Raw genomic sequence first — 16,956 nt, 5'->3', positions numbered from 1 at the left:
GCACGGGCATGGCGTCCACCCTCGGCGAGGGCCTCGGGAGGCGAAAGTGTTGCCCTGTTGCCCAAACCAGGAAACAGCGCCGCCCCGGCAGGTGCGCCGAGCCGGCGCGTGGCAGGTCGAAAGCTCCCGCGAGAGCAGGAGTTCGGCGTGCCGCCGCACGTGGGAGGGTGTTTCCTCGAACGGGCAACAGGGCAACACTTTCGCCCTCCCGGCCGCCGGTCGATGGTGGTCCGCATGCGTCATCGCCGGTGCGGGCCGGACGGGTGACCAGGCCCCCGGAACCCATCCAACCCCCTGAATCCACCGAGCACACGCGTATGCGCAAGTCGGCCCCGGGCACCCCGTCCCGGGCCCGGATCGGCGATGGGAGAACTGCGTTGTCGCACGCCTCGCGGGAACCGGACGATCACGCGTCGCGGGAACCGGACGACCTGGTGGGGGTGTTCGCGGCACGCGTCGCCGAACACCCGGACGCGACCGCGATCACCTGCGCGGAGCGGGCGGTCGACTACCGCGAACTCGACGAATCCTCGGACGCGGTGCGCCGGTTCCTGGAGGCTCGCGGTACGGATACCCGGCTGGTCGACGACTGCGAGGTGTGCGGGCCGGAACTGGCCGACGAGGCGCCGGTCGGCGTGTTCATGGACCGGGGCGTCGACGTCATCGCCGCGATGGTCGGCGCGGTCAAGGCGGGGCGCCCCTATGTACCGCTGGACATCCGGTCACCCGCGGCCCGGTTGCGGCTGATCCTGGACGAGTGTGGCATCGGGCTGGTCCTGGTGGACACGGCCGAACGGGCGGCCCGGGTACGCCGGTTCTGCGCCGAATGGGTGGACGTGGTGTGCTTCGCGGACGCCGTGGCGCCGCCGAGGCTCGTGGCGACCGGACCCGTCGCGCCGCCCGGAGCCGTGACGCAGGCGCCCCCGCGCCCCCGATCGCCGCGCCGGCTCGCGTACGTGATCCACACCTCCGGCTCCACCGGTGTGCCCAAGGGCGTCGAGGTCGAGCACCGCGACCTGGTCGCGTTCGCCGCCGACCCGTGCTGGTCGGACGGCCTGGATCGGCGGGTGCTCCAGTATTCGCCGCTGGCGTTCGACGCGTCGGTGTTCGAGATCTGGATGCCGCTGCTGCGCGGTGGCCGGGTGGTGGTGGCCCCGCCCGGCGAGGTGGACGCGGGCGTGGTCGCGCGCCTGATCAAGGAGGAGGGCGTCACCTGCGCGTTCGTGACGACCTCCTTGTTCAACGTGATGGTCGAGCAGGATCCGGCGGTCTTCGCGGGCATCGGCCAGGTATGGATGGGCGGTGAGGCGGCCTCCCCGCTCGCCGTCTCGCGCGCGTTGCGGGCGGGCGGCGCCGGCACCGTGGTCAACGTCTACGGGCCCACCGAGGGCACCATCTTCGCCGCCTTCCATGTGCCGACCGAGCCGGTGGGCGCCCCCGTGCCGATCGGCTCGGCGATGGCGGGGGTGCGCACCTACGTCCTGGACGAGCGGCTGCACCCGGTCGAGACCGGCGCCGACGGCGAACTGTGCCTGGGCGGCCGGGGCGTCGCGCGGGGCTACCGGGGCCGCCCCGGGATCACCGCCGACCGGTTCGTACCCGACCCGTTCGCCGGCGGCGGCGCGCGGATGTACCGCACCGGCGACATCGTGCGCCGGCGGCCGGACGGCCTGCTCGAATTCGTCGGCCGCCGCGACCGCCAGGTCAAGGTGCGCGGCTTCCGGATCGAACTCGGCGAGATCGAGAGCCGCCTCGTCCTGCGCCCCGACGTCGCGGGCGCCGCCGTGCTGGCCGTGCCGGACGCACACGGCGACAAGACGATCGTCGCCTACCTGGTCCCGCGCCGGGACACCCGGTCCGGGGACGCGAACCCCGGTCCGGGCGACGAGGGGTGGGGCCGGCGGGTGTTGGGGGAGTTGGCCGCCTCACTGCCCGCCTACATGGTGCCGACCGACTGCGTGGTACTCGATGCCCTGCCGCTGACGCCCAACGGCAAGGTGGACTCGGCCGCGTTGCCCGCACCGACGCATGCCGTCGACGGCCGCGCGCCGCGTTCGGCCGTCGAGGAACTGCTGTGCGAGGTGTTCGCCGACCTGCTCGGCCTCGACCGGGTCGGCATCGACGACAACTTCATCGAACTCGGCGGCCACTCGCTGCTCGCCACCCGTGCGGTCGCCCGGATCGCCGCCGCCGGCGCCGGACTCCTGCGGGTGGTCGACGTGTTCGAGGCGCCGACCCCGGCCGCCCTCGCGCTCCGCCTGGACGCGGCGGCCCGGGCCCGGACCGCCGAACGCCCGCCGCCGACCCCCCGACCGCGCCCCGACGTCATCCCGCTGTCCTTCGCCCAGCGGCGGTTGTGGCTGGTCAACCGCCTGGAGGGCAGCGCCAACCCGGACTACCACATCCCGCTGCTGTTCCGCCTGCACACCGAGCCCGACCTCGACGCCCTGCGAGCCGCGCTGCGCGATGTGATCGAGCGACACGAAAGCCTGCGCACGGTCTTTCCCGTACACGACGACGTGCCGCGCCAACACATCCTCGACATCGACGAGTTCGGGGTACGGATCCCCGTCGCCGACTGTGCGGCCGACGCGTTGGACGCCGAGATCACCCGCGCCGCCCGGGCGCCGTTCGACCTGACCACCGGGCTGCCGATCCGGGCCGAGCTGATCCAAAGCCCGCACGAGAGCGTGCTGCTCGTGGTGGTCCACCACATCAGCGCCGACGGCTGGTCACTGACCACGCTCACCCGCGACCTCGGCCGGGCCTACGCCGCCCGAACACGCGGCACCCGACCCGACACCGCGCCGCTGCCCCTGCAATACCGCGACTACGCCGCGTGGCAGCGCGAACACCTGGGCGACGAGAACGACCCGGACAGCCCACTGGGCAAACAACTGGCCTACTGGACCGCACGGTTGGCCGACGCGCCGGCCGCATTGCCGCTGCCCACCGATCGTCCGCGCCCGATCGTGGCCGGTCACGCCGGCGACGTGCACGCCTTCGAACTGCCCGCCGACCTGTGTACCGCCCTGGACGACCTGGCCCGCTCCGCGCACACCACGCTGTTCGTCGCGCTGCACGCCGGCCTGGCCGGCCTGCTCACCCGACTCGGCGCGGGCGAGGACATCGTGGTGGGCAGCCCCATCGCGGGCCGCGCGGACGCCGTCCTCGACGACCTGATCGGCTTCTTCGTCAACACCGTGGTGCTGCGGACCGATACCGCCGGCGACCCCACCTTCGCCGAACTGCTCGCCAGGGTGGACCGGTCCTGGCTGCCTGCCTACGCGCACCAGGACGTCCCGTTCGACCTGCTCGTGGAGAAGCTGAACCCGGTCCGCAGCCTGTCCCGACACCCGATCTTCCAGGTCTCGCTCGGCCTGCTGAACACCCCCGACGCGATCACCGGCCTGCCCGGACTGGCCGATCCGTGGACGCTGGCCAACACCCGATCCGCCAAGTTCGACCTCGCGTTCCACCTCTTCCCGCACCGCACCGAGACGGGCCGCCCGGGCCGGATCGACGCCACCGTGGAGTACGCCACCGACCTGTTCGACCGGGACACCGTCCGGCGCATGGCCGACCGACTGGTCCGCCTCCTGCGCGAGGCCGTCGCCCACCCGCACCGCCCCATCGGCGCGCTTGCCATCCTCGACGACACCGAACTCGCCGCCCTGCGCCCGATCGCGCCGGCCGCCCACCCGGAACACGACACCCTGGTCACCGCCTTCCACGCCCGGGTCGCCGCCCACCCCGAGGCGCCGGCCGTCGGCGAAGGCGAGAACACGCTCACCTATCGGGAATTGGGCCGGCGCGCCCGGACCCTCGCCGACGGACTGACCGACGTCGACGCGCCCGTCGCCGTGCTCCTCGAACCCGGCGTCGACGTGGTGACCGCCACCGTCGGCGTGATCGAGGCCGGCGGGACCTATGTGCCGCTCGACCCGGCCCTGCCCGACCGGCGCCTGGCCGCGATCCTCGCCGACAGCGGCGCCGGCACCGTACTGGTCGACCACCCCGAGCGGGCGGAACGCGTCCGCGCCCTGGTCGGCCCCACAACGCGCGTCCTGCGGGTGGCCGACACGATCCGCGCCGGAGCGGCGGCACCCACCGGAGCGGCGCCCGCCGAGATCGACCCCGACCGGATCGTTCGCATCGCCTACACAAGCGACTCCACCGGCGCCCTCGTCGGCGTGTGTACGAGCCACCGCGACCTGCTCACCGCGCCGGACCACCCGGGCGGGCCGAGCCCGCGCGACCGGGGACCCACCCACGAGGCCGGCACGTACCTGCCGTGGACCCGACTGCCGAGCGGTGTCGGCGTACCCGCGGTGGGCGAACCGGATTCCCCGGCCCCACAGACCGTCGACGACCCCCGCGCCCGCCTCGTGGACGAGACCGGCACCCTGGTCGGCATCGGCATGATCGGCGAACTGTGCCTGGCCGAACCCGGGATCGCATCCGGCTACCTGGGTCGCCCCGCGCTCACCGCCGAGCGCTTCGTGCCGGACCCGTACGGCCCACCCGGATCGCGGATGTACCGCACCGGCGACCTCTTCCACCGCCGAGCCGACGGCAGCGCGGACCACGTCGGCCGCCGCGACCGGCAACTGCGCCTGGGCGGACGGCGCATCGAGCCCGCCGAGATCGAGGCGGCGCTGACCGAACACCCCGGCGTGGCCGAGGCCGTGGTGGTGCGCCGCGACGACGAACACCTCGGCGAGATCCTGGTCGCCTACCTGGTACCGACCCCCGGCCACGCGGAACCCGACGACCGACTCCCCGCGTTCCTGGCCGAACGCCTGCCCGCGCACCTGGTGCCGACCGCCCTGGTCCCGCTGCCGGCCCTCCCGCGTACCCCGGCGGGCGCCGTCGACGAGGCGGCGCTGCCCGCCCTCGACCTCGCCGACCCCTCCCGCCCCCCGCGCACCGCCGAGGAACGGGCCCTGTGCGCGCTGTACGCCCGAACCCTCGCCCTACCCGAAGTGCGGCTCGACGACAGCTTCTTCGAACTCGGCGGAAACTCCCTGGCGGCGATCCGTCTCGTCGGCCGGCTACGCGCGGACCACGCGATCGAGGTGCCGGTCAAGAACGTCTTCCGCCACCCGACGCCCGCCGCGTTCCTGGCCGGGATGACCACCGAGGCACGGCTGCGGCTCACCGGACCCGATGCCGACCGCGACCGCGACCAGCACACCATCCCGCGCACCACCACCGCCGACGACCTCGTGCCGCTGTCCTTCGCCCAGCGCCGGTTGTGGTTCCTCGACCAACTTCTGCCGAACCGACCGGACTACAACCTGCCCGTCGCACTGCGCCTGACCGGCCCGCTGGATCCGGATCGGCTGCGCACCGCGCTCACCGGGCTGGTCGCCCGGCACGACGTCCTCCGCACCCGCTATGTGCTGCACGAGGACGAGGCACGCCAACGCGTGGAACCGGCCGGGCCGGTCGAGCCGCGCGAACTCGACCTGCGCGCGCTGCCGATCGAGGAGGCGCTGTCCGTCGCCGACGCGGCGATCGCCGACGACCTCGGCAGACCGTTCGATCTCGCCGCCGCACCTCCGATGCGCACGCTGCTGGTCCGGTTGGCCGACGACGACCACATCCTCTTCCTGGTGGTCCACCACATCGCCACCGACGGCTGGTCCAGCGAGGTGCTGTGCCGGGAACTGGCCGACCGATACCGGCTGGGCGCGCGGTACGAACCGGACCCGCCGGCGCTGCGCTACGCCGACTACGCGGCCTGGGAGAGCGGCGCGGCGGCGGACCCGGCCCGGCGGGCCCAGGCCGACTACTGGCGCACCCGCCTGGCCGGACTGACCTCGGTGGAACTGCCCGGCGACCACCCGCGACCGCCCGTCATGTCCGGCCGGGGCGAGCAATTCGACTTCGAGATCCCCGCCGACCTGCGCCGCCGACTCCTCGATCTGAGCCGGACCTACGAGAGCACACCGTTCATCACCCTGCTCACCGCCTTTCAGGTGCTCGTCGCGCGGCGCACCGGAGCCCGCGACATCGCCGTCGGCACCCCCGTCGCCGGTCGCGGCCGCCCCGAACTCGACGGTTTGATCGGTCTGTTCGTCAACACCCTGGTCCTGCGCGTCGATCTCGATCCCGCGCTGGGCTTCGCCGACCTGATCGCCCGCACCCGCGCCGACGCGGCCGCCGCCTACTCGCATCAGGACCTGCCGTTCGAGCAGCTCGTCGACGAGTTGCGGCCGGCGCGCGACCTCGGCCGCAACCCGCTGTTCCAGCTGATGTTCTCGATGGCGGACGTCAACCCCGCCCCCGCCGACTGGGGGAAGCCCGCGGTCGCGCCACACCCGGTGCCGTTCCGCGCCGCCAAACTCGACCTGGAGATCGCCGTCGCCGAGCGAGGGGACACGTATCTGGGCAGCGTCTACTACGCCACCGACCTGTTCGACCCCGCCACGATCGAACGGCTGGCCCGAGACTATGTCCAGCTCCTCGCGGCGCTGGTCGAGCGACCGGACGCGCCGGTGGGCGGACTCGGCCACGAAGCCCGCCTCGGGGCGCCCGGCGCCCTCGGGTCCGCGCCCGACCGGGCCCAGGCCCTCGCGTCCCCCGCGACCGGCGATCCCCGGCATGCGGCAGCGGGCGACCCCCGGGCCGGCGCCGAGCCGTACGCCCGATGGAACGACACCGCCGTCGACCACGACCTCGACCACTGCCTGCACGACCTGTTCGCCCGGCAAGCCCGGCGCACCCCGCACACCGCGGCCGTGATCGCCGGGCGGGAGACCCTCGACTACGCCGAACTCGACCGCCGCGCCAACCGCTTCGCGCACCGACTCGTGGCCCACGGGGTCCGCCCCGGCCTTCCGGTCGGACTGCACCTGGACCGGGGTTCGGACCTGGCCGTCGCGCTGCTCGGGATCCTCAAGGCCGGTGGTGCCTACCTACCGCTCGACCCCGACTTGCCTCCGGCCCGGGCCCGACAACTGCTCGACGAGGCGGGCACGGACATCTGCGTCGTGGACGCCTCGGCGGGCGACGCGCTCCCGGCCGACGCCGGGATCCGTACGATCACGGTCGACTCGACCGCACCCGACGCCCGGTCACACACCGCACCGGACGCCCGGTCGGACACCCCGCCCGATGTTCCGGTCGACCCCGACGACCTCGTCTCGATCTACTACACCTCGGGCTCGACCGGTAAGCCCAAGGGTGTGGCCAACCCGCACCGGGGCTGGGTCAACCGCATGTGGTGGATGCACCGCCGACACGGCCTCGCCGTCGGCGACCGCGTGTTGCACAAGACCGTGCTCAGCTTCGACGACTCCGCGGTGGAGCTGTTCTGGCCGTGGCTGGTCGGCGGCACCGTGGTCATGCTCGAACCGGGCCTGCACCGCGACCCCAGGGCGATCCTGCGCGCGGCCGTCGAACACGAAGTCGCGGTGCTCCAATTCGTCCCCAGCATGCTCGGCCTGTTCCTCGACGAACTCGACGCCGTCGGGCCCGCGGGACTGGACCGGCTGCGGGTCGTGGTCTCCAGCGGCGAGGCGCTGCGCCCGGATCTGGTGGCCCGGTTCCACTCGCATCCGGCAGTGGGGGGCGCCCGGTTGCACAACCAGTGGGGCCCGACCGAGGCATCCATCGACGCCACTCACCACGTCTGCGGCCGTGAGGACGCGCACGCCGACACGGTGCCGATCGGCCTGCCCCTGGACAACTACCGGGTGCACGTCCTGGACGCCGACCTGCGGCCGGTCCCGGTCGGCGCCGAGGGGGAACTGCACGTCGGGGGACCGGGGTTGGCGCGCGGCTACTGGAACGACCCGAGGCGCACCGCGGAGGCGTTCGTGCCCGACCCGGACGTCCCGGGCGAGCGGTTGTACCGGACCGGAGACCGGGCGATCCGCCGCCCGGACGGCGAACTGCTGTTCCTGGGCCGGGTCGACCACCAGGTGAAGATCCGCGGAATCCGGGTCGAACTCGGCGAGATCGAGGCCATGTTGGTCGCGCACCCGAACGTCGCCGAGGCCGTGGTCACCAAGTGGGAGCCCACCCCCGGCGACCATCGCCTGCTCGCCTACCTCGTGGCTGCCGCCGGCACCCGCCCCGAGGTCGAACACGTGCGCGCCTACCTGGGCGAGCGGCTGCCGCCGTATCTGGTCCCCACCCGCCTGACCCTGCTCGACGCCCTGCCGCTGAGCCCGAACGGCAAGGTGGACCGCAGACGACTGCCCACACCGGAACGGGACACCGAGCCGGCACCGACACCCGGCCCGATCCGGGCCCCCGAGACCGACGCGGAACTCCTGGTCGCCCAGGTCTGGGCGGAGTTCCTCGCCGCCGACGACGCCGACGCCAACTTCTTCGCCCTGGGAGGTCATTCGCTTTTGGCCACCCGGATCGTCTCCCGACTGCGCCGCGCCCTGGACGTGGAACTGCCGCTGGTGCTGCTCTTCGAGCATCCGACGATCGCCGGGCTCGCCGCCGCCGTCGAGGCCGAACTGCTCGGCGCACCGACCGACCACGACTCGCCCGCCGGGAGCTGCGATGACTGAGCGCACCGGCGCGCGTGACCCGGGCCTGGTGGACCGACTGCGCGCGGCCCGGGCGCGGCTGGCCGACTTGCGGCCCGGGGCCTCGGACACGCATTCGGGATCGATTCCCCGGCGTCCGGCCGACGCCCCGATCGTGGCCTCGTTCGAGCAGGAACGGGTCTGGTTGGTCGACCGCATCCTCGGTCGGGCCCCGGAGTACAACGTGCCGCAGTGCATGTGGTTCCGGGACGAGTTCGACCCGGACGCGTTCGGCCGGGCACTGACCGCGCTGGTCGCCCGGCACGAGGTGTTGCGGACCGTCTTCACCGAGGTCGACGGCCTGCCCCGGCCCGTTCTCCGCGCTGCGGGGCCGGTGTCGATCGAGACGGTCGACGGCACCGGACTCGGCGATCCGGCCGACCCCGACGCCCTGCGCCGCCTCGCCCGAAGGGTCGCCGGCCTCGCCGACCGCCCGTTCGACCTGGCCGGCGAACTCCCCCTGCGCGCGGCCGTGGTGCGCTGCGTCGACCGCTCCGCGCTGGTGCTGCTGACGGTGCATCACATCGCCACCGACGGACCGGCCATGGACCGGACCTGGGACGAACTGGCGCGCTTGTACGCCGCCGCCCGCGCCCGCCGGCCGCTGCCCACGGAACCGCCGGCCCGGCAGTACGCGGACTTCGCGGCCTGGGAGCGCGCCCGTGCCGCCGAGACCGAGGCCGCCGACCTGCGCTACTGGGCCGACCGACTATCGGGACTGCCCGAACTCACGCTGCCGACCGACCATCCCCGGCCCGCCGCGAGTGAGCGCGCCGGCGCCGAGGTGCGCTTCACCCTGTCCGCCGCGACCGCCGTCCGGGTGCGCGCGTTGTCCGTACGGCACGGCGCGACGCCGTTCATGACCCTGCTCGCCGGCTTCAAGGCGCAACTCGCGCTGCTCGGCGGGCAGACCGACATCGCGGTCGGCACCCCGGTCGCCGGGCGCGACCGCCCCGAACTCGAGACGATGCTCGGCACGTTCGTGAACACCGTGGTGCTGCGGACCGACCTGGCCGACTCGCACAGTTTCGTGGACCTGATCGGTCGGGTGCGCGAGACCGCGCTCGGCGCGTACGCCCACCAGCGCCTGCCCTTCGCGCACCTGGTCGAACACCTCCACCCCCACCGCGACCTGAGCCGAAACCCGCTGTTCCAGGTGCTGTTCGCACACCACCACGAATCGGCGCCGGAGTCGGAAACACGGTCCGGCCCGCGCCTTCGTCCCGTACCGCTGCCCGTCACCACCTCGAAGTTCGACCTCGCGCTCACCCTGACCGAGGGCGGTCCCGAAGCCCCGATCACCGGATCGATCGTCTTCGACCCGGACCTCTTCGAGTCCGCGACCATCCATCGCCTGGCCGCCGGATACGTCCGCCTCCTGCACGCGGCCACCGCCTACCCGGACCTGCCTCCCGCCCGGCTTCCGCTCGCCGACCCGGCCGAGTCGGCCACCCTCGTACACGACTGGGGACGCGGCGAGTTCCGCGATGCGGACCAGGCCACACTGCCCGAACTGATCGCCGCGCAGGCCGTACGCACCCCCGAGGCGATCGCGCTCGGTTGCGGCGAGCGCACGGTGACGTACACGGAACTGATCGAGCGGGCCGACCGGTTGGCCACGCGCCTCGATGCCCTGGGCCTGCCGGCCGAGGGTGTGGTCGCGGTCTGCCTGGACCGTTCCGTGGACCTGGTTATCGCGCTGCTCGGAGTGCTGCGCGCGGGCGGAAGTTACCTGCCGATCGACCCGAGCCACGCCACGGCCCGAATCGGCGCGCTCCTCGCGGACAGCGAGACCCGGCTGATCCTGACCCACGCGGCGACCGCGCGGACCATGCCCTGGACCGAACTCGGTGTGCCGGTGCTCGACCTGGACGCCATCCCCGACCTCGACACCACCCCCGACCCGGACACCGTCCCCGACTGCGCGGAGGCCGCGCGCCCGACCGCCGCCGCAGCCGACCCGGACCAGGTGGCCTACCTGATCCACACCTCCGGATCCACCGGCCGACCCAAGGGCGTCATGGTCACCCACCGGGGTGTGGCCAACCTCGCCCGGGACATGATCGAACGCCTGTCCCTGGACGGGGCATCCGTGGTGGGCGCGCTGACCACGGTCTCGTTCGACATCGCGGTGCTGGAACTGCTCGTTCCGCTCGCGGCCGGCGCCCGGGTCCAGGTGCTCCCGCAGGCGGTGCTCGCGGACGGCGGCCGGCTCGGCGCCGCGCTGACCGACGCCGGCGCCACCGTGGTCCAGGCCACCCCCGCCGGCTGGGCGATGCTGCTGGACGCGGGCTGGTCCGGCGGCGAGATCCGGGCGCTGTGCGGCGGCGAGGCGCTGCCGGGGCCGCTCGCCGAGCGCATCCGCAAGCGGGTCGCGCGCCTGTGGAACGTGTACGGCCCGACCGAGACCACCATCTGGTCCGCCGCACACCTTGTGGAGTACCCGCCCGTCATGCCCGGGCCGGACAGGCCCGGCCCGGCCGCCCCGCCGCTCGGCCGCCCGCTGCTGAACACGTCGCTGTACGTACTCGACAACCGTCTCGCCGTCGCGCCCATCGGCGTGGTCGGCGAGCTGTACATCGGCGGCCTCGGCCTGGCACGCGGCTATGCCGCCGACCCCGGTCGGACCGCCGAGCGGCTGCTGCCCGACCCGTTCGCGGCGGGCGTCGGCCGCGCCGGGGCCCGGATGTACCGCACCGGCGACCTGGTCCGCTACCGCCCGGACGGCCGGCTGGACTTCCTCGGCCGGGCCGACCATCAGGTCAAGATCCGGGGCCATCGCATCGAGCCCGGGGAGATCGAGGCCCGCCTGCTCGCCCACCCCGACATCGTCCGCGCGGCGGTGCGGGTGCACGGCGAGGGGCTGGACCGGGTGCTTGTCGGCTATCTGGTGCGCCGCGCCGGCCACGACGACCGCGACCCCGGCGTGCTCGCTCGGGAGTGGCTGCGGGAGACCCTGCCGGAATACCTGGTGCCGCCGCTGATCGTCGAACTGGACGCACTGCCACTGACCCCGAACGGCAAGCTCGACCGCCGCGCGCTGCCCGACCCGCCCTCACCTCGCACGAGCGCCGCGTATGTCGCCCCCGCCGGCGACCGGGAAGCGCGCATCGCCGAAGTGTGGGCACGGGTCCTGGATGTGGAACGGGTCGGCGCGCACGACGACTTCTTCGCACTGGGCGGGCACTCGCTGCGCGCGGCCCGCCTGGTGGCGGCGCTGCGCGAGGAGTTGGCGGTGGAGGCGCCCGTGCGGTTGGTGTTCGACCGGCCCACGGTGCGCGAGTTCGCCGCCGCGCTCGACCCGGAGCGGCCCGTCGAGCGCATCCCGCGACGAACCGAACCGGGCCCGGCGCCGCTGTCGTTCCTCCAGCGGCGACTGTGGTTCCTGGACCGGCTGCGTCCGGATCGGGCCGACTACAACGTGGCGTCCGTCCTGCGGCTGCGCGGCCGGGTGGAACCGGCCGTGCTGCGGCGGGCCGTCGAGGGGGTCCTGTCCCGACACGACGTGCTGCGCGGGCGGTTCGTGGCGGGCCCCGACGGTCCCGTACAGGTGACCGACCCGGTCCGGCCGCCGTGGGACGAGGTGTACGACCCGGGCGCGCCCGATCCGGGCGAGGCGGAAGCGGCGGCGCTCGCCGAGGCGCGGCGGCGCTGCGCCGAGCCGTTCGACCTGGCGCGCGGACCGCTGTTCCGGGCCACGCCGATCCGGATCGGTGCCGAGGACCACCTGTTGGTGGTGGTCATGCACCACGCGGTGGTCGACGGTTGGTCGTTGCCGCTGTTCTGGGCGGAGGTCGGCGCCGGGTATCGGGCACTTGCCGGGTCCGGGTCCGGGTCCGTATCGGTGCTGCCCGAGCCCGCTCGACCGCCGTTGCAGTATGCCGACTTCGCCGCGTGGGAGCGTGCCGACACCGCCCGGGGCGCGGCCGACCTCGCCTACTGGCGTGAGAAGTTGGCCGGAGCGAGCGCTACCGAGATCCCCGGCGACCGGCGCCGACCGGCGATGTTCGACGAGGAAGGCGCCTCGGTCGATTTCGAGCTGCCGGAGACCGTGGCGCGGCGTACCGCCGAGGTGGCGCGCGAGCTGGGGACCACGCCGTTTGTGATCCTGTGCGCCGCCTTCGCGGTCACCGCCGCCCGGCTCTCCGGGAGTACGGACGTCGTGCTCGGATCGCCGACCGCGGGTCGCGGCCGGCAATATCCCGAACTCGCGGGTGTGATCGGTCCCTTCGTCAACACCCTGGTACTCCGGGTGGACGCCGGAGAGCAGCGCGTCTTCGCCGACCTGGTGCGGGAGGTGCGAACCACCGTCCTGGACGCGACCGCGCATCAGGACCTGCCGTTCGAGCGGCTGGTGGAGGAGCTGCGGCCGGAGCGCGAACTGGGCCGACACCCGCTGTTCCAGATCATGTTCGCGTTCGACCGGGACGAGGCCGCTGCCCTCGACCTTCCCCGGGTGCGCACCGAATCCGTACGGATCCCGCACCACAGCGCAAAGTTCGATCTAGGCCTGACCCTCACCGAACGCCCCGACGGCACGCTGAGCGGATCGCTGGCCTACGCCACCGCGCTCTACCACCGCACGACCGCCCACGGCATCGCGGACACCTTCCGGCGGGTGCTCACCGCGGCCCTCGCCCGCCCGGACCGTCCGGCGGCCGGACCCGACCTGCTCGATCCGGCCGCCGCACGACGCCTGTTGCCGATCGAGGGGCCCACCGGATTCGAGGACGCGTGCCTGCACACCCTGGTCGCCGCCCGCGCCGCCGAACAGCCCACGGCCCCGGCTCTGGAGTTCGGCGCACAGGTGCTCACCTACGCTCGGCTGGACCGGCGCGCGAACGGCCTGGCCCGACGGCTGCGGGCGGCCGGCGCCCGACCGGGCGTGTTCGTCGGCGTGCTGCTGCCGCGGTCGATCGAGCTGGTCGTGGGCCTGCTCGCGGTGTTCCGGACCGGAGCCGCCGCCGTACCGCTCGACCCGGGCCAACCCGTCGAGCGCACCCGGCTGTTGCTGACCCGCGCGGGGGCGTCCCTGGTGCTGACCGACGGGGCGTCACCGACCGGCGGCGCGACGGACCGGTTCGCCGGGTCGGCGGTGGTGTCCGCGTCGACCATCGAGGCCGACAACCCTCCGGATTCCCCCGCCGGCCCGGCGGACCTCGCCTACGTGACCTTTACCTCCGGCTCCACCGGCCTGCCCAAGGCGGTGCCCACCACCCACGCGGCGGCGACCCGATATCTTCGCCTGCTCGCCGCCGAGTTCGGCCTCGGCGCCGAGGACACCGTGCTTCAGGTGGCCGCGGTCTCCTTCGACGCGGCGATCCGGGACATCTTCGGGACCCTCGCCGCCGGCGCCCGCCTGGTGCTGCCGGCCGACGAACACGCACGCGACCCGAGGGCGATCCTGGCCACGATCGACCGGTACCGGGTGACGGCACTGCTGTCCGTGGTGCCGTCGCTGCTGGGGGTGTTGACCGCGGTCGCCGACGGCGACGCCGCCACGACGCCCGCCGCGAGCCGGCTGCGGCTGATTCTGCTCAGCGGCGAGGAGCCGAGCGCCGAGGTGTTGCGGCGAGTGTGCCGACTGGGCGCCGGGATCGTGGTGGTCAACCAGTACGGGCCCACCGAGTGCACCATGACGTCCACGTTCCGGCGCATCACCGACGCCGACCTCGACGCCGGGTCGATTCCGATCGGCGCGCCGCTGCCCGGCACCCGGGCACTGGTCCTGGACGCCGCCGGTCGGCCGCTGCCCACCGGCGCGATCGGCGAACTGTACCTGGGCGGGCCCGGCGTCTCGATCGGCTACCCGGGCGCGCCCGGGGCCACCGCCGAGCGGTTCCCGCCGGACCCGTACGGGCCGCCCGGCAGCCGCTGGTACCGCACCGGAGACCTGGCCCGGGTCGACTTCCACGGCCGGCTGATCTTCCACGGCCGACGCGACGACCAGGTCAAGATCCGCGGCGTGCGAGTGGAACCCGGCGAGGTGGAGGCCGCGTTGCTGGCCCGGCCGGAGGTGCGCGCGGCGGCCGCGGTGGCGCACCGGGGGCCGAACGGCGTCGAGTTGGTGGCCTACGTGGTCGGCGCCGCGGGCCCGCCCGACCTGCGCGCGCTGCGCCGGGCGATCGCCGACGTACTGCCCGAGTACCTGCGTCCCGGCCACTACGTCGCGCTCGACGCGCTGCCCACCACCGCGCACGGCAAGCTCGACCGCCGGGCCCTGGCGGCCCGCCCACCGGCACCCGAGCCGGAATCCGGCGAGGCGGTGGTGACCCCGCGCACCAGGGTCGAGATGCGGCTCCTGGGCGTGTGGGAGGACGTGCTCGGCCGGGCCCCGATCGGTGTGCACCAGGACTTCTTCGACCTCGGCGGCCACTCGCTCAAGGCGGTCGAGCTGGTCGAGACGATCCGCCGCCGGACCGGCCTGGACCTGCCGCTGCACACGCTCTTCCGCAACCCCACCGTCGAGCGGCTGGCCGCCGCCGCGACCGCCCTGGCCGACCCGTCGCCGGACGGGCCCGGCCTGGTCGTGCCCCTCGGCGACGAAGACCTGCCCGGACCGGCGTTGTTCCTGGTGCACCCGCAGTCCGGCGACGTGTGCTGCTACGTGCATCTGGTCCGCGAACTCGGCGACTGGCGACCGGTGTACGGCATCGAGGCCATCGGGTACAGCAGCGACGCCGCCCCGCTGACCGACCTGGGCGCGATGGCGCGGCGCTACGTCGAGGAGATCCGCAAGGTCTCCCCCAACGGCCCGTACCTGCTCGCCGGTTGGTCGTTCGGCGGCAATGTCGTGGTGGAGATGGCCGCGCTCCTGGAGGCCGCCGGCGAGGAGGTCGCGTTCGTCGGGGTGATCGACGCCCGCGCGTTCGGCGAGGACGAGGTCGAGGAGTGGTACGCCAACACCGGCGAACTGGCCCGATTCGGCATCACCCAGGGCCTGACCCGCTCCGGCCTGAGCCGTGCCGACGACGACGCGGTGCTCACCCTGCTGGCCGGACACCTCACCGCCCAGGACCGGCTGTCCCGATACGCCGACACCGGAACGCTGCGCCGGATGATCGACGTGTTCACCGCGAACGGGCGCGCCGCCGAGGGCCATCGCCCCACGACCCGGGTGCGTGCCCCGCTGCACCTGTTCACCGCGAGCGAGCGGCATCCGACGCTGACCAACCCCGCCGTGATCCCCGCGAGTTGGCGTCGCCGTACGCATGCCGCGTTGCACGTGGTGCCGGTGCCCGGCACCCACCACGACCTGGCCAACCCACCGCATGTACCCGAGTTCGCCCGGCTGCTGCGCATCGGTGTGGACACCGCCCTGCGCCCCGACGGCCGCACCGGATCGGCATCGTCGCCCGAGGAGGCTCGGCCCTGATGAAACGCATCGGCATCGTCGGCGGCGTCGGTCCGCTCGCATCCGTGTACTTCTACGAACGTCTGCTGCGGCTGTCCGGGGCGAGCGAGGACGCCGACTACCCCGCGGCGGTGCTGGTCTCCGAACCGATGCCGAGTCGGATCGAGCACCTGCTCGGTCGGGGTGAGAGCCCGCTGCCACAACTCCTGGCCACCGTCGAGCAGCTGGAACGCGCCGGGGCGGATGCGATCGCCATCCCCTCGGCCACCACACACGCCTACCGGGCCGCACTGTGCGACGCGGTCGGCGTACCGGTGTTCGACCTGCTCGCCGAGACCGGTATCGCGCTGCGCCGCGCCCGGCTGCGTCGGCCGCTGCTGCTGGCCACCGAGGCGACGGCGGAACTGCGCCTGTACGAGCCGCACCTGGCACCCGACACGATCGCACGCTACCCGGACGCGGAACGGCAGGCGGCGACCGACGACTTCATCGGCCGGGTCAAGCGCGGCGACCCGGTCGAGGCGCTGCGTGCGGAGTTCGCCCGCTGGATCGAGGGCCTGCCGCCGCGCCGGACGGGCGATCCGGACTGCATCGTGCTGGCCTGTACCGAACTGTCGGTGATCGCCCCGTCCCGGGCGGGCCGCGTCCCGGTCGTGGACGTCACCGACGTGTTGGCACGGGCGGTCCTCGCCCCCGGGGACGCCCCCTCGCGACCGGTGCGACCGGCCGCGACCTCATCGGCAACGCACCACAACGCAATGAGCGGAGAACAACCATGACGGTAGAGGACACCCGTTGGTCGGTCGTGATCAACGACGAGGAGCAGTACTCGATCTGGGCGGCCGGCCGCGATGTGCCGGTCGGCTGGCGGATCGTGCGGGTGGACGGCGTCGACGTCGAGGGGTCCCGGGAGGACTGCCTCGCCCACATCGAACGGGTGTGGACCGACATGCGCCCCAAGAGCCTGCGTGATCGGCTCGCCCGGCGGGCCGAGGCCGAGGCGCGGCAGTCCGCCGCGCGCCCGTCGACGAGCTGAGCGGAAGGCGACGA

General features: G+C 73.7%; 4 protein-coding genes. All 4 read left to right on the top strand.

Annotated features, from left to right (window positions below):
- Positions 1–377: 377 nt before the first annotated feature.
- From B4N89_RS30845 to B4N89_RS30830, 4 genes are read left to right on the top strand one after another with little or no spacing between them, the layout of a single operon-like run.
- Entirely contained in the window at positions 378–8,534 is an 8,157-nt protein-coding gene (locus tag B4N89_RS30845) for a non-ribosomal peptide synthetase (RefSeq protein ID WP_161500883.1), read from the top strand.
- The gene (locus B4N89_RS30840) at positions 8,527–15,927 is read left to right on the top strand and encodes an amino acid adenylation domain-containing protein (RefSeq protein ID WP_078979779.1); all 7,401 of its coding nucleotides are present in this window, start codon (positions 8,527–8,529) and stop codon (positions 15,925–15,927) included. The genes B4N89_RS30845 and B4N89_RS30840 overlap by 8 nt, the downstream gene beginning before the upstream one ends.
- Positions 15,927–16,685 (top strand): aspartate/glutamate racemase family protein, encoded by a 759-nt coding sequence (locus B4N89_RS30835; protein WP_078979778.1) that lies wholly within the window; start codon positions 15,927–15,929, stop codon positions 16,683–16,685. Before B4N89_RS30840 ends, B4N89_RS30835 begins: the two co-directional genes overlap by 1 nt.
- Positions 16,682–16,942, top strand: a complete 261-nt coding sequence (locus tag B4N89_RS30830; protein WP_078979777.1) for an MbtH family protein — start codon at positions 16,682–16,684, stop codon at positions 16,940–16,942. Before B4N89_RS30835 ends, B4N89_RS30830 begins: the two co-directional genes overlap by 4 nt.
- Positions 16,943–16,956: the final 14 nt, after the last annotated feature.

This window comes from Embleya scabrispora (assembly GCF_002024165.1).
GTDB classification, from domain to species: domain Bacteria; phylum Actinomycetota; class Actinomycetes; order Streptomycetales; family Streptomycetaceae; genus Embleya; species Embleya scabrispora_A.
Note: the sequence above shows the minus strand (reverse complement) of the source record. Positions and strands in the feature narration are given on the sequence as shown.

Coding starts and splice junctions, on each gene's coding strand:
- B4N89_RS30840 (WP_078979779.1), top strand. CDS start 8,527: ATGACTGAGCGCACCGGCGCGCGTGACCCGGGCCTGGTGGACCGACTG.
- B4N89_RS30835 (WP_078979778.1), top strand. CDS start 15,927: ATGAAACGCATCGGCATCGTCGGCGGCGTCGGTCCGCTCGCATCCGTG.
- B4N89_RS30830 (WP_078979777.1), top strand. CDS start 16,682: ATGACGGTAGAGGACACCCGTTGGTCGGTCGTGATCAACGACGAGGAG.